Origin of the sequence: Fusibacillus kribbianus (assembly GCF_030053595.1) — a bacterium.
Lineage (GTDB): Bacteria > Bacillota > Clostridia > Lachnospirales > Lachnospiraceae > Lientehia > Lientehia kribbiana.
The window spans coordinates 26491-51386 of record NZ_JASGBQ010000016.1 but is presented as its reverse complement, the minus strand read 5'-3'; the positions used below and the strand labels follow the sequence as shown (position 1 = coordinate 51386).

General features: G+C 52.6%; 20 protein-coding genes. All 20 read right to left on the bottom strand.

What is annotated here, in order from left to right:
- Position 1: 1 nt before the first annotated feature.
- The 20 genes from QJ036_RS09315 to uvrC all read right to left on the bottom strand — a co-directional run bounded on the left by QJ036_RS09315 (position 2) and on the right by uvrC (position 24825).
- Positions 2-391 (bottom strand): GntR family transcriptional regulator, encoded by a 390-nt coding sequence (locus QJ036_RS09315; RefSeq protein ID WP_283231120.1) that lies wholly within the window; start codon positions 389-391, stop codon positions 2-4.
- Between the two features lie 270 nt (positions 392-661).
- A complete protein-coding gene (locus QJ036_RS09310; RefSeq protein ID WP_283231119.1) occupies positions 662-1639 on the bottom strand; it encodes an aldolase catalytic domain-containing protein in 978 nt (325 codons plus the stop codon).
- Positions 1640-1991: 352 nt separating this feature from the next.
- Positions 1992-3755 carry a cadherin-like beta sandwich domain-containing protein gene (locus QJ036_RS09305; protein ID WP_283231118.1) on the bottom strand — a complete coding sequence of 588 codons (1764 nt, stop codon included), beginning with the start codon at positions 3753-3755 and terminating at the stop codon, positions 1992-1994.
- A gap of 149 nt (positions 3756-3904) precedes the next feature.
- Positions 3905-4267 (bottom strand): arsenate reductase family protein, encoded by a 363-nt coding sequence (locus tag QJ036_RS09300; RefSeq protein WP_283231117.1) that lies wholly within the window; start codon positions 4265-4267, stop codon positions 3905-3907.
- A 66-nt stretch (positions 4268-4333) separates the two neighbouring features.
- Positions 4334-5572, bottom strand: a complete 1239-nt coding sequence (glyA, locus tag QJ036_RS09295) for a serine hydroxymethyltransferase (RefSeq protein ID WP_283231116.1) — start codon at positions 5570-5572, stop codon at positions 4334-4336.
- Between the two features lie 22 nt (positions 5573-5594).
- The gene (aspS, locus tag QJ036_RS09290; protein ID WP_283231115.1) at positions 5595-7352 is read right to left on the bottom strand and encodes an aspartate--tRNA ligase; all 1758 of its coding nucleotides are present in this window, start codon (positions 7350-7352) and stop codon (positions 5595-5597) included.
- Between the two features lie 25 nt (positions 7353-7377).
- Entirely contained in the window at positions 7378-8628 is a 1251-nt protein-coding gene (hisS, locus tag QJ036_RS09285) for a histidine--tRNA ligase (RefSeq protein ID WP_283231114.1), read from the bottom strand.
- 70 nt (positions 8629-8698) lie between these two features.
- Entirely contained in the window at positions 8699-10132 is a 1434-nt protein-coding gene (gene hemZ / locus QJ036_RS09280; RefSeq protein ID WP_283231113.1) for a coproporphyrinogen dehydrogenase HemZ, read from the bottom strand.
- The gene (locus QJ036_RS09275; RefSeq protein ID WP_283231112.1) at positions 10113-10727 is read right to left on the bottom strand and encodes an HD domain-containing protein; all 615 of its coding nucleotides are present in this window, start codon (positions 10725-10727) and stop codon (positions 10113-10115) included. The genes hemZ and QJ036_RS09275 overlap by 20 nt, the downstream gene beginning before the upstream one ends.
- 11 nt (positions 10728-10738) lie before the next feature.
- A complete protein-coding gene (locus QJ036_RS09270) occupies positions 10739-11209 on the bottom strand; it encodes a pyridoxamine 5'-phosphate oxidase family protein (RefSeq protein ID WP_283231111.1) in 471 nt (156 codons plus the stop codon).
- Between the two features lie 39 nt (positions 11210-11248).
- A complete protein-coding gene (locus QJ036_RS09265; protein WP_283231110.1) occupies positions 11249-11965 on the bottom strand; it encodes a sulfite exporter TauE/SafE family protein in 717 nt (238 codons plus the stop codon).
- Between the two features lie 84 nt (positions 11966-12049).
- Positions 12050-12724 carry an MBL fold metallo-hydrolase gene (locus tag QJ036_RS09260; protein WP_283231109.1) on the bottom strand — a complete coding sequence of 225 codons (675 nt, stop codon included), beginning with the start codon at positions 12722-12724 and terminating at the stop codon, positions 12050-12052.
- A 1-nt stretch (position 12725) separates the two neighbouring features.
- Positions 12726-14954, bottom strand: a complete 2229-nt coding sequence (locus QJ036_RS09255; RefSeq protein WP_283231131.1) for a RelA/SpoT family protein — start codon at positions 14952-14954, stop codon at positions 12726-12728.
- Positions 14955-15147: 193 nt separating this feature from the next.
- A complete protein-coding gene (gene pfkA / locus QJ036_RS09250; RefSeq protein ID WP_283231108.1) occupies positions 15148-16122 on the bottom strand; it encodes a 6-phosphofructokinase in 975 nt (324 codons plus the stop codon).
- A gap of 58 nt (positions 16123-16180) precedes the next feature.
- Entirely contained in the window at positions 16181-19666 is a 3486-nt protein-coding gene (locus QJ036_RS09245; protein WP_283231107.1) for a DNA polymerase III subunit alpha, read from the bottom strand.
- Between the two features lie 57 nt (positions 19667-19723).
- Positions 19724-19981 carry an HPr family phosphocarrier protein gene (locus QJ036_RS09240; protein ID WP_283231106.1) on the bottom strand — a complete coding sequence of 86 codons (258 nt, stop codon included), beginning with the start codon at positions 19979-19981 and terminating at the stop codon, positions 19724-19726.
- Positions 19978-20910, bottom strand: coding sequence for a DNA-binding protein WhiA (gene whiA, locus QJ036_RS09235; protein ID WP_283231105.1), 933 nt, complete (start codon positions 20908-20910; stop codon positions 19978-19980). Before whiA ends, QJ036_RS09240 begins: the two co-directional genes overlap by 4 nt.
- A 35-nt stretch (positions 20911-20945) precedes the next feature.
- The gene (gene murB / locus QJ036_RS09230) at positions 20946-21863 is read right to left on the bottom strand and encodes a UDP-N-acetylmuramate dehydrogenase (protein ID WP_283231104.1); all 918 of its coding nucleotides are present in this window, start codon (positions 21861-21863) and stop codon (positions 20946-20948) included.
- A 25-nt stretch (positions 21864-21888) separates the two neighbouring features.
- Positions 21889-22839: an HPr(Ser) kinase/phosphatase gene (gene hprK, locus QJ036_RS09225; RefSeq protein WP_283231103.1), complete on the bottom strand. Its 951-nt coding sequence runs from the start codon at positions 22837-22839 to the stop codon at positions 21889-21891.
- Positions 22840-22938: 99 nt separating this feature from the next.
- Positions 22939-24825 carry an excinuclease ABC subunit UvrC gene (gene uvrC, locus QJ036_RS09220; RefSeq protein WP_283231102.1) on the bottom strand — a complete coding sequence of 629 codons (1887 nt, stop codon included), beginning with the start codon at positions 24823-24825 and terminating at the stop codon, positions 22939-22941.
- Between the last annotated feature and the right edge of the window lie 71 nt (positions 24826-24896).

Genomic DNA, 24896 nt, shown 5'->3' with positions numbered 1-24896 from the left:
CTCATTCTCCTTTCCTGCACGGACCCTCGAACTGATCCATTATGGAATCGACCAGGCCGTGAATCTCCTCGCGGCTGATATCCTGACAGGCCGCCTTTGCCAACAGCACCTGCATTCCGGACATCAGCTCCTCAATCGCCTGTATCTTATCAAAATCCACGGCAATGACGGCTCCCTTTCGCCTGTCCAGCTTCACAAAGCCTTCCTGCTTCAGAACCGAGTACGCCTTATTTACTGTATGCATGTTGATTCCAATGGTTTCAGCCAGACTCCGCACTGAAGGGAGCACATCTCCCTCCCGTATGGCGTCAGTGGCGATACCGACGATGATCTGGTTTCTCAGCTGGATATAGAAGGCTTCGTCACTGTTAAAATCTATATTGATTATCATATTCTCACCCAACTTCTTTCGTTATATTTGTTATACGTATAATAGCACAGAGCTGGACAGATTGCAAGTGGAAGGAGCTGGGGACGGATGTGGGATGAATATCGGAAAGGAATCATGCTTGGCGGGGTAATGCCCCACCGCAGGTCGGCAGACTAGATTGTCTTTTGCGCTCGCTTGTTTAAAACACTTGACAAATAGGCTCAAAAAGAGGAGCCCCGCTCCCAAACTGAATCATCCGCCAGTCCTGGGACGAAGCTCCCTCTTGTTTCTTTAGAAATTATCAAGAAGTCCTTTGTAAAACTCGCAGTAATCTTTCCGTTTCTCTGCCGTAAACTGCATGGCCTCTCTGGGATGTCGGTTTAACTGGCCGGTGAACATATACTGAAGATCAAAGCCCCAAACCACTCCCTGCTCCCGCAGCGGAAGCATATACTTTTCAATAAAGATCAGCAGGCTGTACAGATTGTATTTGGGATTCTTTAAGAAGCCCAGCAGAAGCTCCATGGCGCAGTTGCCTGCCCCCCGCCCCATTCCCTGTGCTGTCGCATCCAGATAGGAAATGCCATAGGACATGGTCTCAATGGTGTTGGCAAATGCAAGATTCTGGTTGTTATGTCCATGGAAGCCCACCTGCTTGCCGGAATTTTCCGCCGCTGCCAGGAAGGTCTTGGCAAGAACGGAGGCATTCTCCGGATAGAGAGACCCATAGCTGTCCACCAGATAGATCACATCCACGCTGGATTCACAGATCATGGCCAGCGCTTCCTCCACCTGATTCAAGTTAGCCTGAGAAATGGCCATAATATTGCAGGTGGTCTCATAGCCCAGATCATGGAGGTACTCGATCATCTCAATGGCCGCCGGAATCTGATGTACATAGCAGGCTACCCGCACCATGTCAATGACACTCTCACTCTTGGGAAGAAAATCCGTTCTGAAATCACACCGTCCCACATCTGCCATCACAGAAATCTTCATATCGGAAACATTTTCTCCTACGATGGCACGGATGTCTTCCTCCTTGCAGAATTTCCATTTTCCGTAATCCTTTTCATTGAACAGGGTTCTGCTGGCCTTATAACCGAACTCCATATAGTCTACACCGCTCTTGATATTGGTTTTATAGAGCTCTCTTACGAACTCGTCGGTAAATTCAAAGTTATTGCAGAGACCGCCGTCCCTGACCGTCGCATCCAGGACCTTCACATCGTCCCTGACGCTCATCAGATTTCCTTTTCTTGATGTCATCTTTGTCTCCCTCGCTTCTGTCACTGTTTATATACTTTAGCGCTTTAAAGTGTACCAGCGAATGTAATTATAACACCGCAGGATTCATTTGTCAACCGTCGTAACACAGTAAAAATAAGAGTGAGAATAAGAGGGTCGCAAAAGTAGAGAGCGATTCCAGCGCAGGACTACCGCTGCATTTTAACCTTTCCCCTGCTGCAACTGTACAATCCAGCTATTCTCTACAGAGCAGCAGCTCCCTTTTCTATCCAAACAAAGAAGCGTTGCTACTGACCTGAAATCATTCTGATTTCAGATCATTGTGCAACACTCCCATCCAACATCATCTGTTGTTTAACCTGTATACGGATTCCTACAAATCCAGGATCTCAAAATCGTCGTCATCATCCAGATCCAGAACCTCATCAGAGACAGCAGACTGTCTCGTCGGACGGACCTGCTTTTCCTTTGCAGGCTGCCCTGAGCGGCTAGCCGCTTTCTCCTTCACAGGCTGCTCTGAGCGGCTGGCCGCCTTCTCCTTCACAGGCTGCTCTGACAGTCCGGCCGACTTCGCCGCGCCGGACTCCCTTACAGGATTGTACGGTTTCTCTGCAGCAAGCTGTCTCACCGGATTGATCGGCTTCTCACCGCCGTCTACCCGGCCGCCGGGAACGGAATCAGACAGGAGCGCTTCCAGCAAATCAAAGTCTGAATCCAGATCATCCTCTTCGTACTCCGGCTCTGCTGCCACAGGCTCCAGATCATCGTCCTCGTACTCCGGCTCTGCTGCCGCAGGCTCCAGATCATCGTCCTCGTACTCCGGCTCTGCTGCCACAGGCTCCAGATCATCGTCCTCGTACTCCGGCTCTGCTGCCACAGGCTTCAGATCATCGTCCTCATATTCCGGCTCTTCTTCCGGTATCACTGGTTCCTCTTCATATTCCGCGGCATGGTCCTCTGTGGACGCCCACATATGTGCCTCTGCTTCCTCATCCTCGCCGTCTAAATCATAATAATCGTCATCCTCATAGGCTTCACCATAAGCTTCGCCGTCATAGGACTCATCCTCGTAATCCTCATCATCAAAAGGCTCGTCCTCTTCATCGCCGGAAGGGCCGTCGTCATACTCATCATACTCATCATGCCCGCCTTCCTGATCGTGACGCTTTCTGGTCATGGAGGCTGTGAGAGCGATCAGTAAAATGAAGCACAGCACAGCCAGTCCGATGATGATCATCATTCGGATCCGCATGGATTTCTGGTAGGAATCCTGGGCTGTCTGGAGCTTGCTCTGGGAAATCTGATTTTCCTGTCCCATGGTAACAAGGCCGGAGGGGGCAGAAATGACCGTACCTTCACTCTGGTCGTAAATAAAGAAACTGGTCTTTCCCTCTTGATTTGTGCCGTAGATCAGATAAAAGCCATCGGCATCATAGGAGGACGGAAACATCCAGCCGCTCACTGTCTGGCCTCCGATGGTAATATCCGCAGGAGTAAAGCCTGAAGGTACAAGCTCCTCAGCAGGAGTCTCTATGGTATAGCTCCTTCCGCCGAGTACGACTGTACCTGCCGGAGAAGCCCCGCTGTTCTGCGCCTCTGTGCCGTCCTGCGTTCCGGCTTCACCACTCTGGGTTCCCTCTTCGCCGCTCTGTGTCTCCGCCTCAGTGCTCTGTGTGCTCCCGGTTTCCGACGGAGCATTGGCTGCTGTCGTTCCCACGATCAGAGGACTGCTGGGGATCTGGTTTCCGGCGGTCTGCGCTGCGGTCTGGGACTCGCTGGCCCCCCGTACCACGCGGATGGTATATTTTGCCGTTGTCACACCATCTGCCGCCGTCACGCTGATGATTACCGGATTCTCACCCATTTTCAGACCGGAATTTCCTGCAATGACCATCTTTGCACCGCTGTCGGTGGTCTGTGCATTGACAAGAAGTTTATCACATTCGGCGCTCACCTCCACCCGGTACTCATACGTACTGGGCGAAAACTCCGGCGAAAGAGTGCCCGGGGACACTTCCAGAGAAGCGAGGGTGGCATCACCGGTCCCGCCTGTGGCGAAAGCCGTCAGGGAAAGGCCTGCAGCCAGCATACCGCACACCAGCAAAAGCGACAGAAAGCGTTTCATACGTAATTTCATAATATCTCCTCGAATCCTTTATCAAAACGGAGTGATCCGCATCATCTCTAATAGATTGGAATGCTCCGCATCATTTTTTTGTCGTCTGTTCCATTATACCGATTTGCCGGGTTCATTGTCAACCGCAGGCCGGAAAGATTCGGAAAAGATTAAGAATTGGTTCGATCAAGGGCTGCCTGCCATTCCTTCTCCCGAAAGCCCGTCAGGACAAAATCATCTCCCACAAGAACCGGTCTCCTGACCAGCATTCCGTCGGAGGCCAGAAGGGCATACTGCTCCTCCTCGCTCATGTCCGCCAGCTTATCCTTAAGCCCCAGCTCCCGGTATTTTAATCCGCTGGTATTGAAAAATTTCCGGAGCTCCAGGCCGCCTTTCTCCTTCCAGGCCTTAAGCTCCTCGGCCGTAGGATTCTCCTCCACGATATGACGATCAGTGAAAGAGACATTCCGTTCCTCCAGCCACCTTTTTGCCTTTTGGCATGTGCTGCATTTGGGGTATTCTACAAATAACATGATTTTCCTCCTCAGAAAAGGAACGCCGCCGGGTTTCCTCCCCTCTGCGGCGTTCTGATGGTCCGATCAATATAAAGGATATCTGTCTGTCAGTTCCTTCACCATGGCCTTTGCCTTTGCGGTGTTGGCCTCGTCCTGGGTGATGACCAGGCGGATGGCTTCCGCAATGATCTCCATGTCAGCCTCCACAAGGCCGCGGCTTGTGACGGCAGGAGTGCCGAGGCGGATACCGCTGGTCACGAAGGGCTTCTCCGGATCATTGGGGATCGCGTTCTTGTTGCAGGTAATATTGGCCGCATCCAGAAGCTTTTCAGCTGCCTTGCCGGTAACACCGACAGGGCGGAGATCCACCAGCATCAGATGATTGTCCGTGCCTCCGGAAACGATGTCGAAGCCTCTCTTCTGCAGCTCGCAGGCCAGCTTTGCAGCGTTTGTCTTGGTCTGAGCCATGTATGTCTTAAAGCTGGGATCCAGCGCTTCCTTAAAGCACACTGCTTTTGCAGCGATCACATGCATCAGAGGGCCGCCCTGAATACCGGGGAAAATTGCCTTGTTGAAATTGAACTTCTCCTGCATTTCATTGCTGGAAAGGATCATGCCGCCTCTGGGACCGCGCAGGGTCTTGTGAGTCGTGGTGGTGGTCACATGGGCATAGGGAATGGGGCTCATATGAAGTCCTGCCGCAACAAGACCGGCAATATGTGCCATATCCACCATGAGATATGCGCCGACCTCATCGGCGATCTCGCGGAACACCTTGAAATTGATCTCTCTTGCATAGGCGCTGGCACCTGCCACGATCAGCTTCGGCCTGCACTCATGGGCAATGCGGCGCACCTCCTCATAATCGATCACGCCGTCGTCATTTACCCCGTAGGGGACAATGTTGAAATAAGCGCCGGACATATTGGCGGGGCTTCCGTGGGTCAGATGGCCGCCGTGGGCAAGATTCATGCCCATCATAGTATCGCCGGGCTTCAGGATCGCAAACTGAACTGCCATATTGGCCTGGGCGCCGGAATGGGGCTGTACGTTCACATACTCGCAGCCAAAGAGCTTTTTGGCACGCTCTCTTGCCAGATCCTCTACCACATCCACGTACTCGCAGCCGCCATAGTACCGTTTTCCGGGATAGCCCTCGGCGTATTTATTGGTCAGAATGCTTCCCATGGCTGCCATGACAGCCTTGCTTACCAGATTCTCGGAAGCGATGAGCTCCAGATGGCTCCTCTGACGTGTAAGCTCGTCCTGCATGGCTTCCGCGATCTCAGGGTCATAGTTCATTACTTCGTCAAATGAATACATGTTTTCCCTCCTGCTGATGCTCTTATTCTTTTATATCCAGTTTAATATGCACATCTTCCAGCTGCTTCGGGCTCACCTCGGAAGGCGCTCCCATCATGATATCCTGGGCATTCTTGTTCATGGGGAACGGAATGACCTCGCGGATAGAATCCTCACCGGCCAGCAGCATGACCATGCGGTCCACGCCGGGGGCAATGCCTGCATGGGGCGGTGCTCCGTAGCAGAACGCGTTGTACATGGCCGGGAACTTGGCCTTTACATCCTCCTCGCCCAGTCCCACCAGGCGGAAGGCCTCTATCATGATTTCCGGGTCATGATTTCTCACGGCGCCGGAGGAAAGCTCAATGCCGTTGCACACCAGATCATACTGATATGCGTAAATTTCCAGAGGATCCTGCTCCTTCAGAGCCTTCATGCCGCCCTGGGGCATGGAGAAGGGATTGTGGCAGAATTCCAGCTCACCGGACTCTTCACCGATCTCATACATGGGGAAATCCACGATCCAGCAGAATTCATAACATTCCTTGTCCATATACCGCTCTGCATAATTGGCCACGATCTTTCTGGCTGCACCCGCAGTCTTCTGGGCCTCCTGCCTTGTTCCGGCAGCCAGAAGCACCAGCTCGCCGCCCTTGAGTGACAGAGCCGACAGAACATCGTCCTTTCTCTCAGCCAGGAATTTGGAGATACCTCCGGTCAGAGAGCCGTCAGCTCCTGCCTTGAACCAGTATGCCTTTCTGCCTGTCTGAACCTCCACATCGGCGCAGATCTTATCGATCACCTTGCGGCTTTCGGTAAATTCCGGGCAGACAACTGCCTTGATCACGGCTCCGTTAAAAGGCTCAAAGCCGCAATCCTTCAGGACTTCGGTTGCCTCCGTAAGCTCCAGCCTGATCCGCAGATCCGGTTTATCCGTTCCGAACCGTTCCATGGAATCCCGGAAGGAGATTCTGGTAAAGGGAGCCCTGGACGCTCTGTCATAAGTTCCGTATTTTTCAAAGACAGGCGGAAGCACCTGCTCGATAATAGAAAAAACATCCTCCTGAGAAGCAAACGCCATCTCCATGTCAAGCTGATAGAACTCACCGGGAGAACGGTCGGCTCTCGCATCCTCATCCCGGAAGCAGGGAGCAATCTGGAAATACCGGTCAAATCCGGATGCCATTAAAAGCTGCTTGAACTGCTGTGGTGCCTGAGGAAGCGCATAAAACTTGCCCGGATGATTTCTGGAGGGCACCAGATAATCTCTTGCACCTTCCGGAGAAGAGCAGGTCAGAATGGGAGTGGTGATCTCCAGAAAGCCCAGATCCATCATTCTCTGACGAAGCTCCGCCACAATACGGGAACGCATCACGATCTTGCTTTTCACCTCAGGATTTCTCAGATCCAGATAACGGTATCTGAGGCGGGCATTCTCATCGGCCTCCCTGGATCTGGACACCTCAAAGGGAAGCGCATTGTAATAGCACTTTCCGAGAACCTCCATGGATTCCGGAACCACCTCGATCTCTCCCGTGGGAAGAGCCGCGTTTTTGCTGGAGCGCTCTCTCACCACACCGGTAACGGAAATGGTGGACTCCCGGTTCACGGAGGAGATCTTCTCCATCATCTCTTCCGATTCAATGACCACCTGGGTCTCGCCGTAAAAATCCCGGAGAATCAGAAAGCCCAGATTCTTGCTGACCCGGCGCAGATTTTCATACCATCCGGCCAGAGTCACAGTTTCGCCCACATGCTCTATTCTCAATTCATTGCAGGTATGTGTTCTTGACTGAAACATGTCTTCACCTCATTTATTTAAGTTTTTACTTGCGATAAAATTCTTTAAATTCCCCGTAGCCTTCCTTTGTCAGCTGCTCCTTCTGGAATTTTTTATTTTTATTCATAGTGGCAACCAGCACCTGAACGCCGGCCTCCCGCTCCTTTTTTGCCTCGGCAAGGGCCTTTACCATGCCCTCCACCGGCATGTTCTTCTCGATCAGATACGCCTTCTTCGCACCTGCCTGCGGCACCTGGAAGCCCTTCTCCATGAGAATGGTGATGATGCGCTCAAAGCCGATGGAAAATCCGCAGGCCGGCGTGTTCATACCGGTGAATTTTCCGATCATCTCATCGTAACGGCCGCCGCCTGCCACGGAACCGCCCAGTTCTTCCATCTTGATCTCAAAAATGGAACCGGTGTAATAGGACATGCCGCGGACCAGAGTCGGATCGAAGACCAGGGCAAACTCACAGGAGGCTGCCGCCTTCACGCTCTCAATGATAGTCTGCATACCGGGGATCACATCGTCTGCGATGACTCCCGAAAGCTTCTCAGAAAGACATCCGAGGCTGTCGCCGCCTTCCTCCATTGCAGCAAATAGTCCCATGTATCTGTCGACGGCATCCTTTGCAAAGCCGTTCTCCAGAAGCTCTGCCTCCACACCGCCCATACCGATCTTATCCATCTTATCCAGGATAATAAAGACCTGATCATAATCCTTTTCCTCAAATCCACTGTAGGCAGCCATTGCCTTAAGCACTCTGCGGTCATTGAAGCAGACCTTAAAGCCTGCAAAGCCCAGCTTTCCCAGCAGCGTCGTGGTCGCGGACATCAATTCGATCTCCGCCAGACAGGTGGGATCGCCCAGAATGTCGATATCGCACTGCATAAACTGACGGAACCGTCCTCTCTGGGGCCGGTCGGCTCTCCACACATTCCCCATCTGCAGCGCCTTGAAGGGTGCCGGAAGGGAAGCGGAATTGTTGGCGTAATATCTGGACAGGGGCACGGTCAGGTCATACCGCATGCCGCAATCCACCACATCCTCCTCGGTCTGTGCCTCAGGGATGTGAAGCTTCTCCCCTCTCTTGAGCACCTTGAAGATCAGCTTCTCGTTCTCTCCGCCCTGTTTGCTGGAGAGGTTTCCGATATTCTCCATACAGGGAGTTTCAATATGGGAAAAACCGAAGCTTTTATAAGTCTCCTGAATCTGATTGATCACATAATCTCTTACCTGCATTTCCGCAGGGAGAATATCCTTCATGCCGGTTACCGGCTTTTTCGTCATTGCCATGATTATCTCCTCTGTTTTTGCCCGTTCTCCGGGCACACACTGTTTATCATACACGAACATCTGTCGGTTTTCAAGACAAAAGTTTCCGTTTTCTGTCAATCATCTCGTCGATCCGCTCCAGATACAGATCGATATCCTTCACATTGTCGCAGCGCTCAATGCGTCCGCCGGGAAATACGGCCTTTGTGGTGGAGCCTGCCCCCATGGCCACAATAGTCTGCTTCTCTTCCATAATAAGAATATTGTAGATCCCGGCCTTGCCCGGCTTCGCATATCCCACATTTTCAAAATTGCCGGCCATGTTTTTCTGGCGGTACAGATAATAGGGCTCAAGGCCGAGTCTGCGGCAGTAGGCGGCGGTGAGATTCATCATCTCCTCCGTATTTTCAAATTTCATATGTGCGTACTGATCCCACATGCGGTTGAGTCTTGCCGCCCGCTTGATCGCCAGCGAATGAACCGTAATGCTGTCCGGCGCCATGGAATAAAGCTTTTCCATGGTATAACGGACATCGTCAATATTCTCCTCGGGAAGGCCCATGATCAGATCCATGTTGATGTTGTCCATTCCTTCGGCTCTGGCCATCCGGTACGCCTCCTCGATCTGTTCCGGCGTATGGCGTCTGCCGATGATCCTTAAGGTCTCCTCTTTCATGGTCTGCGGATTGATGGAGATCCGGGTGACCGGATGACGCTTCAGCACTCGCAGCTTTTCCGGTGTCACGCTGTCCGGCCGGCCGGCTTCCACCGTCCACTCCTGTACATGGGAAAGGTCAAAGCTCTCTTCCACCTTGGAGAGAAGCCGTTCCATCTGGTATGGCTCCAGCGTCGTGGGAGTCCCGCCGCCGATGTAGATCGTATTGAGCTTTTTCCCCGCAAAGGCTTCCTTCGTATAATCGATCTCCTTAAACAGTGCATCCAGATACTCGTCCATCCGGGGCGCCCATTTTGCCACCGGATAGGAGGTAAAGGAGCAGTAAAGGCAGGTGGTCGGACAGAAGGGGATCCCGATGTAAATGCTGTAGCCGTCCTCATAATCGATGTGCTTTAACACCTCTTTCTCCCGTCTGGCGATCTCGATGCTCAGATCGATCTTCTCCTGGCTGGCCAGGTAGGTCTCCCGCATATAATAAGAAATCTCTTTATCGGACGCTCCCTCCTCCAGCATGGCCATGGGGATCTTCGTCGGACGGATGCCGGTCAGCGTTCCCCAGGGAAGTTCTTTCCCGGTATCCTCGCTGAGCAGACTGTAAACAAGACGCTTGAGAAGGGATTTAGCCGCCTTCCGGTCACTGTAATCCACCGGTCCGAAGGCCAGCGAATTTCCCCCTGCTGAACATAACTCCACCCGGATCTCTCCGTCCATATAATCTACGGTCAGCTTCCGGTCATCAGCCGACGGTTCCCCCTCCTTTGTGGTGATCTCTGCCCCGGGATAAAATGCCATGAGAAGGCCCCGCACATCGTATTCAAAGTTTTCCTCACTAAGCTTCAGATAAATCATCGCAATTCCTTTCTCCTGCAGCCGCGGGCACAGTCCCCTCCGCTGCAATTTTTTCTGTTGTCTGCCTGTCTATCGCTTCCTTCAGCCGCTTCAGATAATCGGAAAATCCCACCTTATCGGCGCCATAGGTAAACTGCAGCTCATACTCCAGCAAAAGCCAGGTGGAAATATCCGCCTCGTTGTGCTGGATCACTGCCTCCAGATTGTCAAGGGCTTTATAGAGTTTGGCTTCCTCTGTTTCTCTCAGTTCCATCTCTGCCAGCAGTGCTTTGAATTCCGACCTCTGCACAGGTGGAAAGGAGTCGATCCAGCCCATAAATTCCCTTTTTTCCTTTTCTTCATCATCCTCTGTCTTTAAAAAGGTGGGAATGTCTCCGGTGAATGCCTCACCCAGATCATGGATGAGACACATTCGTATCACCCGGTCCATATCAAGCTTCGAAAATTCATCCTTCAGAAGGAGCGCCATAAGAGCCAGACGCCAGCTGTGCTCGGCCACGCTCTCCCTCCTGCCATTGGAGGTCCAGGAATGCCTGGTATTGCATTTGAGGCGTTCTGCCACCGATAAGATTTCAAGAAATTTTTCCGGCTCCATATCGTATCTCCTTACAGATGCTCCTTGCAGGCCAGTTCCTGCACTTCCACCTTAAAAACAGCCGTCTTGCGAAGCATATTCTCATCAAACTCCCAATCTCCCCGGCCTGTGACATGCTCCATGATCAGACCAATCCCGACCTGCCGTTCTTTCTCATCCGTCACCAGGGCTGCCCGGCCTGTCCCGATCACACTCTGAAACCGCGCCGAGTATTCGCAGGCCAGCTCATCCTCATTGAGCTTATAATTGGTATCCAATTCAAAGCCCACCACAGGATTCCTCTCCATCAGCTCCAGCTTCCGCCCTTTATTTGCCCCATGAAAATAAAAGGTATAAGCGCCTTCCTTTTCCGTAAAGCCGAAGCTTAAGGGAACGATGTAAACTCCGCCCTCATCCTGGAAGCCCAGACGGCAGCAGCTGCACCGACCCACAATATCCTTTATTTTCTCCCTGTCTGTAACCTCTCTGTCTTTTCTTCTCATAAACCCTTGTCCTCCTGTCGCTTTCCGCTGACCATTCCATCAGAGATTCATAACGATCAGTGCCGCTCCCGACACGATCAGCATCCATGTCACCAGCCTTCTGACGGTCTTTTCATTCATGATCCGTCCCGCATACATTCCAAGAAGCAGGCCGGCAAGAGTGAAGGGAAGAAGCACCGCCGCTTTTTTCAGAAGCGATACGTTCAGAATTCCCCAAACCGTGTACAGAATGATCCGGAAGGTATTCTCCACCAGAAAAACCATACAGATATTGGCCTTGAAGGAATGGCTGTCCTCGGTGACCCGGCCCACATAGGCACCCAGCAGGGCTCCTACGCCGTAAAGGCCGCACAGAATTCCCGAGAGGATCCCGATCAGTATAAGGACCGCCTTTGACTCCTTTGTCTTCCTGAGTCGTCTCTCCCGGACAAGCATTTCCAGTCCCACCAGAATGATGACAAAACCGAAAATGATCTTGATCAATCCGTTATCCGCATTTTTTAAAAACAAAATCCCCGGTACGTTTCCCACCAGCACCAGTGCTGCCAGCGGAAGCCATATCTTCCATTTCAGACAGCTTCGTTCCCGCCATGCAAGGATCGCGTTGGTCGGATAGCCTGAAAGCAGCTCCACCGGCGAGATATTGATATTGTCTGCCCCGAAGGTTAAAACTGTCGTAAACACCAGCGTGTTGGCAAAACCGCACAGCCCTTTCACAAAGAAAGCCAGCACTGCCGCAATCATCCACCAAATCATACTCGTTTCCCCTCATGCTGCAGGATCCGGAGCTTTTGTCCGTCTCCTTTTTCAGTCAAATGAAAACGGGGCATCGCCGTGCCCCTATCTCATCCACTGTGTCAGCGGGTTATGGGCCCGCTCATATTGTATCGTCGTGCTCTCCCCGTGCCCCGGATAAACAACCGTATCCTCCGGAAGCACCAGAAGCCTCTCCCGGATAGACCGGGCCAGATCCGACATGGACGAGGTCGGAAAATCCACCCGCCCGTAGGAGCCGGCAAACAGCGTATCGCCGCTCATGAGCACCTGCTCCTCCGGAATATAATAACACAGGCCTCCGGCCGTATGGCCCGGCGTGGCGATCACCTCGATCTCAAAGCCTGCCAGCGACAGCTTCTGTCCGTCTTTTAAAAATTCATCCGCCTTCAGCGTAATGGGACTGGTCCATTTTCCGGACAGATTGTACTCGGCGTTTTCCAGCACCTCCCGCTCCTTCTCTGCGGCATATATTTTGATCCTGCCGTCTGTATCCCCGGAGGTGTTCCTTCCGTTAAACAGATCCCGAAGCTCCTCTGCCCCTTTCATATGATCAAAATGTCCGTGGGTCAGAAGAATGGCTGCAGGCTTTCTCCTGTTGTTCAGGCACCAGTCATAAATAGAACGGGCGCTGTCCGCAGGATCCACGATGACTGTCTCCCCTGTCTGTGTGTTATTCAAAAAGTAACAGTTGGTACTGATCATTCCCAGCACCGCACATTCGATCTTCAGCTTTTTCATATCATCCCGCCGTTCTCTCAATGTCAATGACGTTGTCGATCTGACGCAGCTTTTCGATCAGCTTCGACAGTTCATCCACTCCATGAGTATCAAAGCTCATGGTCACAGTGGCCATCCCCTGTTTGCTGGTGCGGATCATCATCGACGTGATGTCGATCTGCCGCTCTGTAAATACCTTGGAGATATCCACGGCCAGACCCATCCTGTTTCTGGCATAGATCTTGATCTCCGCCGAATAGGTCTCCTGTGTCCTGTCCCCATCAGGAAGCTGCCATTCCGCATCGATCAGGCGGCTTCTTTCCTCCTTCGGCAGATTGATAATGTTGATACAGTCTGTTCTGTGAATGGAAATTCCACGGCCCCTTGTCACGAAGCCCACGATCTCATCTCCGGGCACCGGACTGCAGCATCTGGAAAAACGCACAGCCAGATCATGGACACCCTTCACCACGATTCCGTTCTTGCTCTTTTCTTGAGGACGCTTCTCCCTGGCAGCCGCATCCTCCAGAACCTTTTCATCGGTCAAGAGCTCGCTGGGATTTTTCCGCTTGTATTCCTCCAGAAGCTTATTGACCACCTGGCCTTCCTTGAGGCCGCCGTGTCCGATGGCTGCCAGCACCGCATTCCACTCCAGGAAGCCGTATTTGGAGAGAACCTTCTCCTCATACTCCGGCTTGCCGATCTCGGCAAAGTTGATCCCCTTCGCCTTACAGTAATGATCGATCATGTCCTTGCCGCGGATAATGTTCTCTTCCTTGTTCTGGGTCTTGAACCACTGATTGATCTTATTCTTGGCCTGAGCACTCTTTACCGACTTCAACCAGTCGCGGCTGGGGCCCTTGGAGTTCTGGGAGGTAATGATCTCCACCCGGTCTCCGTTCTGGATCACGTAATCGATGGGAACCAGCTTGTCATTGACTCTGGCGCCCACCATCTTATTGCCGACGGCACTGTGAATGCTGTAGGCAAAATCCACCGTAGTGGAACCGCTGGGCAGGTTTTTCACATCGCCCCCCGGCGTAAAGCAGTAAACACTCTCTGAAAAGATATCCAGGTCGGTCTTCAGGGAGGAGAGGAATTCCTTGTTGTCGGACATATCCTTCTGCCACTCCAGGATCTGACGAAGCCAGCTTAACTTCTCCTCTTCCTTCTGGGCAATGCTCTTGCCGTCCTGCCCTTCCTTATATTTCCAGTGGGCGGCAATGCCGTACTCCGCTGTCCGGTGCATGTCATAGGTACGGATCTGTATCTCAAAGGGCTGCCCGGTGCTGCTGATCAACGTGGTATGAAGAGACTGGTACATATTCGCCTTGGGCATGGCGATATAATCCTTAAACCGCCCGGGAATGGGCTTATACATCTCATGGATGACACCCAGAGCCGCATAACAGTCCTTGACAGTCTCCACAATGATACGCACTGCAAAAATATCGTAAATCTGATCCAGCGTCTTGTGCTGGTTCACCATTTTCTTGTAAATACTGAAGAAGTGTTTCACACGGCCGTCCACCCGGGCTTCAATCCCCGCTGCCTTCATGTGAGTCTTCACTTCTTCCATGATATTCTGTACAAACTCTTCCCTGGTAACTCTGCGCAGGGAAATCTTTTCCTGAAGATCCCGGTATACATCCGGCTCCAGATATTTTAAGGACAGATCATCCAGCTCGATCTTGATCTTGGAAATACCAAGGCGGTCTGCAATGGGAGCATAGATCTCCATGGTCTCCCTGGCCTTCTCCTTCTGCTTCTCCGGCTTCATATACTTGAGGGTACGCATGTTGTGGAGCCGGTCCGCCAGCTTAATGAGAATGACCCGGATATCCTTTGCCATGGCAAGGAACATCTTTCTTAAATTTTCCGCCTGGATCTCCACCTTGTCGGCAGACCAGGACAGCTGAGTCAGCTTGGTGACGCCATCCACCAGAAGGGCCACCTCTTCTCCGAAGGTCTGCTTCATCTCATCCATAGTCATGACCGTATCCTCGACCACATCGTGGAGAATACCGGCAATGATGGATTCCTTGTCAAGCTCCAGCTGGGCCAGGATAATGGCCACGCTCAGGGGATGAACGATATAGGGCTCTCCCGATTTCCTGAGCTGCCCCTCATGGGCGGCGCGGGCAATCTCATAAGCCTTTCTCACCATGCTGAGGTCATCGGAAGGATGATATTTCTTTATGGATTCTATCAAAATATCAAAAAGCTCCTCCGGAGTCGTGGAGGTCAGCATCGTATCGCCCCCGGCGATGATCCGCTTGGACTCCTTTCCTCCGTTTCCGTCGTGGACGACTTCTTCCACCGGCTTCAAAGCACCATCGTCAAATTCCACTGCACCGGCCATATTCAGCTTATCAATCTCACCTGTTCCTGTCATAAATATCGTCACCTTTGGTATGTGTTATTCTGCCCCTGCTGCTTTCCGCTTACCGGGAAAGCATCTTGCTGATCGCATATTCATCTTCATTGATATCCTTCTGCATCGCCAGCGCCTCGTGAAGGTCATAATCCACAAAAGCACCGCCTCTCCAGCCGACTACACGATTGCTCTTGCCTTCAGCCAGAAGCTCCACTGCCTTTGCCCCCATGATGGAAGCATAAACCCTGTCCTTGCAGGTAGGCATGCCGCCGCGCTGCATATATCCGAGGATGGAAGCTCTTGTTTCGATGCCGGTGGCCGCCTCGATCCGCTTCGCCATACTGGTGGAATGACCGATGCCTTCGGCATTGATGATGATATGATGCTTCTTTCCCTTTTTCCTGTGTTCGATAATATGGTTAATGATATCCTGTTCGTTGTTGTCGTACCGTTCCGGAAGAAGAATATCCTCCGCACCGTTGGCAATGCCGCACCACAGAGCAATGTATCCCGCGTTCCGTCCCATAACCTCGATGATGCTGCAGCGCTCGTGGGATGTGGACGTGTCACGGATCTTGTCGATGGCTTCCATGGCTGTATTCACTGCCGTATCAAAGCCGATGGTATAATCGGTGCAGGCAATGTCCAGATCAATGGTGCCCGGCAGCCCTACGGTGTTGATCCCGTGCTCTGCCAGCTTTCCGGCTCCCCGGTAGGAACCGTCGCCGCCGATGACCACCAGTCCTTCAATGCCGTGCTTTCTGCACATCTCGGCCCCCAGCGCCTGGCCCTCCTCCGTGCGGAATTCCTCACAGCGGGCCGTATAGAGAATGGTTCCGCCTCTCTGAATGATCTCAGAAACGCTCCGGCTGTTCATATCCACGATCTCTTCATTCAGAAGGCCGGCATATCCTCTCTGAATTCCCTTAACCTTCATTCCTTTGGCGATGGCAGTCCTGACTACTGCACGAATTGCCGCATTCATGCCCGGAGCATCTCCGCCGCTGGTCAGTACGCCGATGGTGTTGATTTTATTTGCCATAATCTCTTCCTCCAAAACGCCCCATGGGCAGGGTTCTCACCGAAAAATAGAATTACTTCTAATTATATTTGATTATTTCCCTGTTTTCAATAGGCTTTTCCACAACTTTTACGTTCTCTTTCCCATATTTTAGGGCAAGTTTTTCCACAAGTGCCTCGTCGGCCCGTACTGTGTTGGAAATTCCCAAAAGCTTTCTTGCCCGTTCCTTCTTTAAAAAGATTCCCACCTGATCGCTCCCGTCGCTGTCGGCGATCAGTGAAAGGAACTTCTGCTCCCCGGCAAACCAGGATGCCTTGTCCTCAAACTGGACCCACAGGATCCTCGGCAGACTGTCAAAGGGAATGATCCGTTCGCATACCAGCTTGCCTCTGGCTTCGTCGCCCAGGGACACCCTTCCCCGCACAAAGATCTTATTGTCCTCAGTGAGAACCGCCCGGTTTGCTTCGTAATCTCTGGGAAATACGATGACCTCCACCGTCCCCACCATATCCTCAACGGTAAGAAATGCCATCAGCTGGTTGGTTTTTGTAGTCTTGACCGTTTTTCCGGTAATCATACCGCCAACGGTGACAATCCGGCCATCGGTGACCGCTGCCTCTCCCGTCTCATCATCCACATTGAAATCAGAGGTTCTGGCCGTGATATTCCGCTCCCATTTTTCTCTGTATTTTTCCAGAGGGTGGCCGCTGATATAAATACCGAGGACCTCCTTTTCATATGCCAGAAGCTCCTCCTTCTCATATTCTCCCACATCCTGGAAAACAGACTCATGAGCCTTCTTCTCTTCTTCTCCCATAAAATCAAAGAGGCTCATCTGTCCGGCAATATCGATCTTCTTCTCCCGGTTTTTCTGCTCTACCAGCTCCATGGAAGCCAGCATCTTCTGCTTTCTGGTGCCGGGAAGGCCGTCCAGGGCGCCGGATTTGATGAAGTTTTCCAGGCTTCGCTTATTGATCTCCTTGTTGGTCAGCCGGTATATAAAATCCTTGAGATTCAGATAGGGACCGTTTTCTTCCCGGTTCCGGACGATCTCATCAATGACGCTCCTTCCGATGCTCTTGATGGCCGAAAGTCCGTAACGGATCCCTCCGCCGGACACGGAAAAGTCGGCGACGCCCTCATTGATATCGGGCGGCAGAAGCGGAATTCCCATACTTCTGCAGACAAGGATGTATTCCGATACTTTGGAGGAGTTGTCGATGACTGAGGTGAGCAGCGCTGCCATATACTCCACCGGGTAATAATATTTCAGATAAGCCGTCTCATAGGCCACCACGGCATAAGCCGCCGCGTGGGACTTGTTGAAGGCATACTTTGCAAAATCCGTCATCTCATCGTAGATCTGATTGGCGGTCTTTTCGTCGATTCCGTTGGCGATGCAGCCCTTTACCCCCTCTGCCTCATTGCCGTAGACAAAGTTCTGCCGTTCCCGTTCCATGACTGCCGCCTTCTTCTTGGACATGGCGCGGCGCACCAGATCGCTTCTCCCCAGGGTATAGCCGCCCAGATCCCGCACAATCTGCATAACCTGCTCCTGGTAAACGATACAGCCGTAGGTCGGCTTCAGGATCGGTTCCAGCTGAGGGCAATGGTAGGTGATCTCCTCGGGGTGGCTTTTGCCCCGGATATACTGAGGAATAAAGTCCATGGGTCCGGGCCGGTACAGGGAGATCCCGGCGATCACATCCTCCAGGCTGTGGGGCTGCAGCTCTTTCATGAAGCTTTTCATCCCTGCGCTTTCCAGCTGGAACACTCCCTCGCACCGTCCGGTGCAGAGAGAATCGTACACTGCCTTGTCATCAAAATCGATGTGATCGATATCTATGGAAATCCCGCGGCTTTTCTCCACCAGCTTCACCGCGTTCTGAATGACCGTCAGCGTACGCAGTCCCAGGAAATCCATCTTGAGAAGTCCCAGTTCCTCCAGCGTCGTCATGGTGAACTGGGTGGTGATGGAACCGTCAGCTGCCCGGGAAAGGGGCACGTATTCCTCCACCGGCTTCTGACTGATCACCACCCCCGCTGCATGCATGGAGGTGTGCCGGGGAAGGCCCTCCAGACGGCGTGACATGTCGATCAGATATTTTACCTGGTCATTGCTCCTGTAGGCCTCGGCCAGATCCGGGCTTTTCAGTGCCTCGTCAATGGTAATGTTGAGCTCCTTGGGTACCATTTTTGCGATCTGGTCGCAGAGGGCGTAGGGCATATCCAGCACCCTTCCCACATCCCGGATGACGCCCCGGGCCGCCAGGGTACCGAAGGTTACGATCTGCACTACCTTATCCTTGCCGTACTTGCGTCCCACATAGTCGATGACCTCCTGCCTTCTCTCGAAGCAGAAGTCCACGTCAATATCGGGCATGGAGACACGCTCCGGATTCAGGAACCGTTCAAAGAGCAGATTGTAGCGGATCGGATCGATATTGGTGATTCCCAGCGTATAGGCAACAATGCTTCCGGCCGCGGACCCCCGTCCGGGCCCCACCATAATGTCATTGTCCCTGGCATATTTGATAAAATCCCAGACGATCAGGAAATAATCCACATATCCCATGGTCTTTATGACGCCCAGCTCATAATCCAGGCGTTTTTGCAGGGAACCGTCATCGTCGGGATAACGCTTTTTAAGTCCTTCAAAGCAGAGCTCATTTAGATATTCCCAGGAGGTTTTTCCGTCGGGCACGTCAAACTTGGGAAGCTTTGTCACGCCGAACTCAATTTCCACATTGCAGCGCTCTGCAATTTTCTGAGTGTTATCAAGGGCCTCTTCTGCATACGGGAACAGCTTACGCATCTCCTCCTCGGATTTGCAGTAATACTGTCCGCCCTCATAGCGCATTCTGTTCTCGTCGCTGACCTTCTTGCCGGTCTGAATGCACAGGAGGATATCATGGGGCTCCGCATCCTCCGCGAAGGTATAATGGATATCATTGGTCGCCACCAGATCGATCCCCAGCTCTCTGCTCATACGGACCAGCTGCGTATTGACCAGACGCTGTTCCGGGATCCCGTGATCCTGAAGCTCCAGAAAGAAGTTTCCCTTTCCGAAAACACTCTCATATCTTCTGGCCGTCTGACAGGCCTCCTCGTACATGCCCCGGATCAGATTCTTGGGGATCTCCCCCGCCAGACAGGCGCTTAATGCGATGATCCCCTCATGGTACGTCTCCAGTACCTCATAATCCACACGGGGCTTGTAATAAAAGCCGTCAATGAAGCCCTTGGAAACAATCTTCATCAGATTTGAATAGCCGGTATTGTTTTCCGCCAAAAGGACAAGATGATAATACCGGTCCTCGGAATTGTTTCCTTCTTTTTCAAACCGGGAGCCATTGGTCACATAGACCTCGCAGCCCAGAATGGGGCGGATCCCCGCCTCCTTTGCCGCCCTGTAAAAATCAATGACACCGAACATGACGCCGTGGTCCGTGATGGCAAGGCTGTCCATGCCAAGGGCCTTTGCCTGGCCCACCAGCTCCTTTATTTTGCTGGATCCATCCAGAAGGCTGTATTCCGTATGCACATGGAGATGTGTAAACGCCATGGGATTTCCTCCTTTTTTGCAAATACCCCGCAGTCTCCTGCGGGGTACTCAGTTGTCTTATGACTCGCTTTTCAGATATTTCTCGATGGCCTCCATGGCTTTTACTTCATCCTCGCCGTTTACTGTGACCTGCACACTCTCACCGGCGCCCATTCCCAGGGCCATCATACCCATAATACTTTTGGCATTCACTTTTCTGGAACCATCCTCAATATAGATCGTGCTGTCATACTGGCTGGCAACCTGTACAAGCATCGCCACCGGCCGTGCCTCCAGTCCGGCTGGAATCCCAATCGTTATTTTCCGTGTGATCATAGACTCTCCTCCTCGTCATCCCTTAAGGCTTTCGCCAATTCCTTCAATTTCCGCAGACGATGGTTGACACCGGATTTTCCTACCGGCGGAGTCAGGGAGTCACCCAACTCCTTTAAGGTCGCTTCCGGCTGCTCCAGCCTGGCTTCTGCAATTTCCTCCAGGCCCTCCGGCAGCTTGTCAAAACCAAGTTTGTCGCGTATATATAATATATCATTGATCTGCTCTACAGCAGCTGATACCGTTTTGTTGATGTTGGCCGTCTCACAGTTGACCTTCCGGTTGACCGTTCCCCGCATTTCCTTGAGTATCCGGACATTTTCCAGATTCATCAGCGCCACGTGGGCCTCCATGACCCCCAGCATATCCACGATCTGGTTTCCTTCCTTGATGTAGACAACGTGGTATTTCTTGCGAAGCACCGTCTTGGCCTCGATGCCGAACGCTCCGATCAGCTCCGTAAGCTGTCCGGCCTGCTCTACCCTGGTGCAGACGATCTCCAGATGATAGGATTTCTCCGGATTGCTGATGGATCCGCCTGCCAGAAAGGCACCGCGGATAAACGCTCTCTTGCAGCAGGCGTTCTGAACCACTCTGCTGCTAATGAAATCCGCCCGCTCCTCAGGCCTCCCGTCGTCGCTCCAAAGCTTCATGGCCTTGAGTATCCGGGATACAGAAGCCCGGTCCCGCACCGTCAGAATATGGACACCACCCCGCAGGGAAACCTCCGGTGTCACCTGAAAGCCCCTCTTGAGAAGAACTTCAAATTTTCTCACCACATCGGGATTTTCAATACGCGCAGTCAGGATCTCACCATTCTGGGACACCTGCCCACACATGCGGAAAATCGCTGCCGCCTCGGCGATCTGGCAATGTCTAGCACTGCCCACCTGTCGGGAAAGCTCTTCCTTCACTTCCGACGAAAAAGACATGCACTCACCTCAAAACACTTCCTGTTATATCATTCTCAAACCGTATTGTCAAGGAAATCCCCCAGAAGGCGTACTTCCATTTCCAGGGTGACTCCGAATTTTTCTCTCACAATTCCCTTTATCCGGCGGCAAAGCTCCAGGATATCCGCCGCGGTGGCTCCGCCTTTATTGACCACAAAGCCACAGTGTTTTTCCGACACGCAGGCTCCGCCGACGCAGAAGCCTCTGAGTCCTGCATCCATGATCAGTTTCCCTGCAAAATAGCCCTCCGGCCGCTTGAAGGTGCTGCCTGCACTGGGAAATTCCAGCGGCTGCTTTTCCTTTCTTCTGGCCATAAGCTCATCCATCCTGGCCCGGATCGATTCTTTCTCTCCCGGAGTGAGAAGAAGCTCCACCTCCGTGACAATATATTCCATGGGAAGAATGCAGCTTTTCCGGTAACCCATCTGAAGGTCGGAAAGGCTGAGCCGCTTTTCTTCCCCCTCCTTCGTAAGCACCGATGCCGACTGAACCACCTGGGCCATCTCACCGCCGTAGGCCCCGGCATTCATAACCATGGCTCCCCCTACGGTCCCCGGTATCCCGGAGGCAAACTCGAAGCCCGCAAGGCCCACATCGCAGGCGAAAGCCGCCACTCTGGAAAGCATGGCTCCCGCACCGGCAACGATCCGGTTTTCCTCCCCACGGATCTGTCCAAGGCTCTTTCCCACGTGGATCACTGCGCCCCGGTAGCCGCTGTCACTGACCAGAAGATTGCTTCCGTTTCCCAATATAAAATACGGCTTTTCCATTTCCCGGCACAGCCGGATGACTGCCGCCAGCTGTTTTTTATCCTCCGGTGTCACAAAATAGTCTGCAGGGCCTCCCACCTGAAAGCTGGTGTGCTTTTTCATAGGTTCGTCCTTCAAAACCTGTTCTGTGATTTCTTTCAGCCTGTCAATAAACAAATCCATCTTTCCTTCCGCCCTTTGTCCGGTTTTAATCGTCGTCCTCGTCCGTCCGCCCCCTCATCAGGTTCCTCTGAACGCGGTTATAAAGCTCTTTGGCCGCATTATAGCCCATTTGCTTCTGACGGTAATTAACTGCAGCAGACTCCACGATGACGGCCAGATTCCGGCCGGGACGAATGGGAATGTTGTGGCATACCACCTTGTTGCCCAGAAATTCCGTATACTGCTCATCCATGCCGAGTCTGTCATATTCCTTATCCTTATCCCAGTCCTCCAGATTGATGACCAGGTTGATCGTCTGAGTATCCTTCACGCTCTCTGCGCCGAACAGCGCCTTTACATCGAGGATGCCGATGCCCCTGAGCTCGATCATATGCTTTGTGATATTGGGAGCCGATCCCACCAGCGTATCATCGCTGACCTTGCGGATCTCCACCACATCATCCGTCACCAGACGATGTCCGCGCTTAATGAGCTCCAGAGCCGCCTCACTTTTACCGATGCCGCTCTCACCCATGATCAGAACACCCTCGCCAAACACATCCACCAGCACGCCGTGAATGCTGATCGTCGGTGCCAGCTGTACCTTCAGCCAGCGGATCGTCTCCGCCATCAGGTCTGACGTGGTCTTTCCCGTGGAAAGAAGTGGAATCCCGTACTGGATCGCCAGCTCCTTGATCTCCTCATCTGGCTTCAGATTCCGCGCATAGACAAGGCAGGGGATCTTCCGCCTGAAGATTTCCTCATACATATTCCGCTTTGCCTCCTGGCACATGGAATTAGTATAGGCATACTCCACATTTCCGATGATCTGTACACGTTCATGGCTGAAATGATCAAAAAATCCTGCCAGCTGAAGCGCAGGCCTGTTGATATCCGGATAACAGATCTTTATCTGAGAAATATCGATCTCCGGCGTAAGATTCACAAGTTCCACTTTTTCTATCAGCTTCCTCAGCTTAACCACCGGTGCATCCATTCTGTTCCTCCTTCTCCCAATCCTGCAGATTTTTCCGGGTTTGTTCTTCGTATCTGATTCTAATTTTTATCCTAACACAGGAAAGTAGGAAGCGCAAGCTTATTCGGTCTCCTCCCTGTGCTTCTCCTCCTGTGCGGCATCCTTATGGAAAAATTCATAAACAGCCCTTGCCGCCGCCTCGTTCATCTGGGAAAGGCTCTTAAGCTCCTCCACAGTCGCTGCCCGAAGCTTCTCTATGGTCCCGTAATAACGCATCAGTGCCTTTCTTCTTGCCGGCCCCACGCCCTTAATATCCTCCAGGACCGAATGAACCTGATCCTTTCCCCGGAGGCTCCGGTGATACTCGATGGCAAACCGGTGCGCCTCGTCCTGGATCCGCTCCAGCAGCCGGAAGCCCTCGCTCCTCCTGTCGAGCGGCAGCTCCTGTCCCTCAAAATACAGCGCTCTGGTGCGGTGATTGTCATCCTTCACCATGCCGCAGACGGGAATGGAAAGCCCCAGCCGCTCCAGGACCTCCTTCGCCACGGACACCTGTCCCTTTCCGCCGTCCATCATGAGGATGTCCGGAAACCGGTCAAAGCCGCCGCCCTTCCGAACTCCGGCCTTTTCTTCCTTTCCGTGGACAAATCTCCTGGTGAGGACCTCCTCCATGGATGCGTAATCATTGGGACCCTCCACCGTCCGGATCCGGAACTTCCGGTAATCGGCCCGTTTGGGGCGGCCGTTCTCATAAACCACCATGGACCCCACCGACTGAAAACCGCTGATATTGGAAATATCAAAGGCCTCCATCCGTACAAGGCCGGAAAGGCCCAGCACCTCCTCCAGTTCCCGGACAGCTCCTGTGGTCTTCTGCTCCTCTTTCTTTATTTTTTCCCTGTCCTGGTGAAGAATTATGCTGGCATTTTTTTCCGCCATCTCCATGAGCTTAAGCTTCTCACCCTTTTTCGGCACATAAATGGTCACCTTCTGGCCCCTCTTTTCACTGAGCCAGGCTTCGATCAGCTCCTGCTCGTTCTCCTCCAGACCATGCTGCAACATCAGGGCTCTGGGAATAAAAGGCGTCCCAGCATAAAACTGCTTGACGAAATTTGTCATGATCTGGGCCGGTCCATCCCCCTCACCAACAGACAGATGAAAATTGTCCCGGCCAATGAGCTTTCCCTCTCTCATAAAGAAGATCTGCACCACCGCATCGCCGCCGTCGGCTGCATAGGCAATGATGTCTCTGTCCTCCTGGCCGCTGTCGGTGATCTTCTGGGTCTGGGCGATCTTCTGGACGCTGAACAGAAGCTCCCGGACGGAAGCTGCCGTCTCAAAATCCAGTGCCTCCGCCGCTTCCCTCATGTCCTTCTCCAGCTTATTTAAAATCGTATCGTAATGCCCTCCCAGAAAGCTTAAGACCTGATTGACCGACTCCCGGTATTCCTCTTCGCTTATATAGCCCTGGCAGGGAGCCGCGCATTGCTTGATATGGTAATTGAGACAGGGCCGCTCCTTACCAGTATCCTTCGGAAGATTTCTGCTGCAGGTCCGTATCTTATACAGCCTGTGGATCAGTCCGATGCTGTCCTTCACCGCTCCGGCACTGGTATAGGGGCCAAAATAACGGGATTTGTCCCTCTTCATATCCCGCGCAAACAATACCCGCGGAAACGCCTCCCCCACGGTCACTTTGATATAGGGATAGCTCTTGTCGTCCTTCAGCATGGTATTGTAGCGGGGCCTGTACTCCTTGATCAGATTGCACTCCAGAACAAGGGCCTCCAGCTCCGAATCAGTAACAATATATTCAAAGCGTGCGATCCTTGATACCATTTTATTGATTTTCGCCGTTTTCCCCCGGCTGCTCTGAAAATACTGACGCACCCGGTTTTTCAGGCTGATGGCCTTGCCCACATAGATGATCTCATCCTTATCGTCGTGCATCAGATATACGCCCGGTTTTGCCGGAAGCTTTTTCAGTTCCTCCTCAATGTCGAACATGAAACCTCCTCATGCAGAAAATCCCACCGTCCGGTGCAGGCGTATCCGCCGCCCACGCCGACCGATGGGAC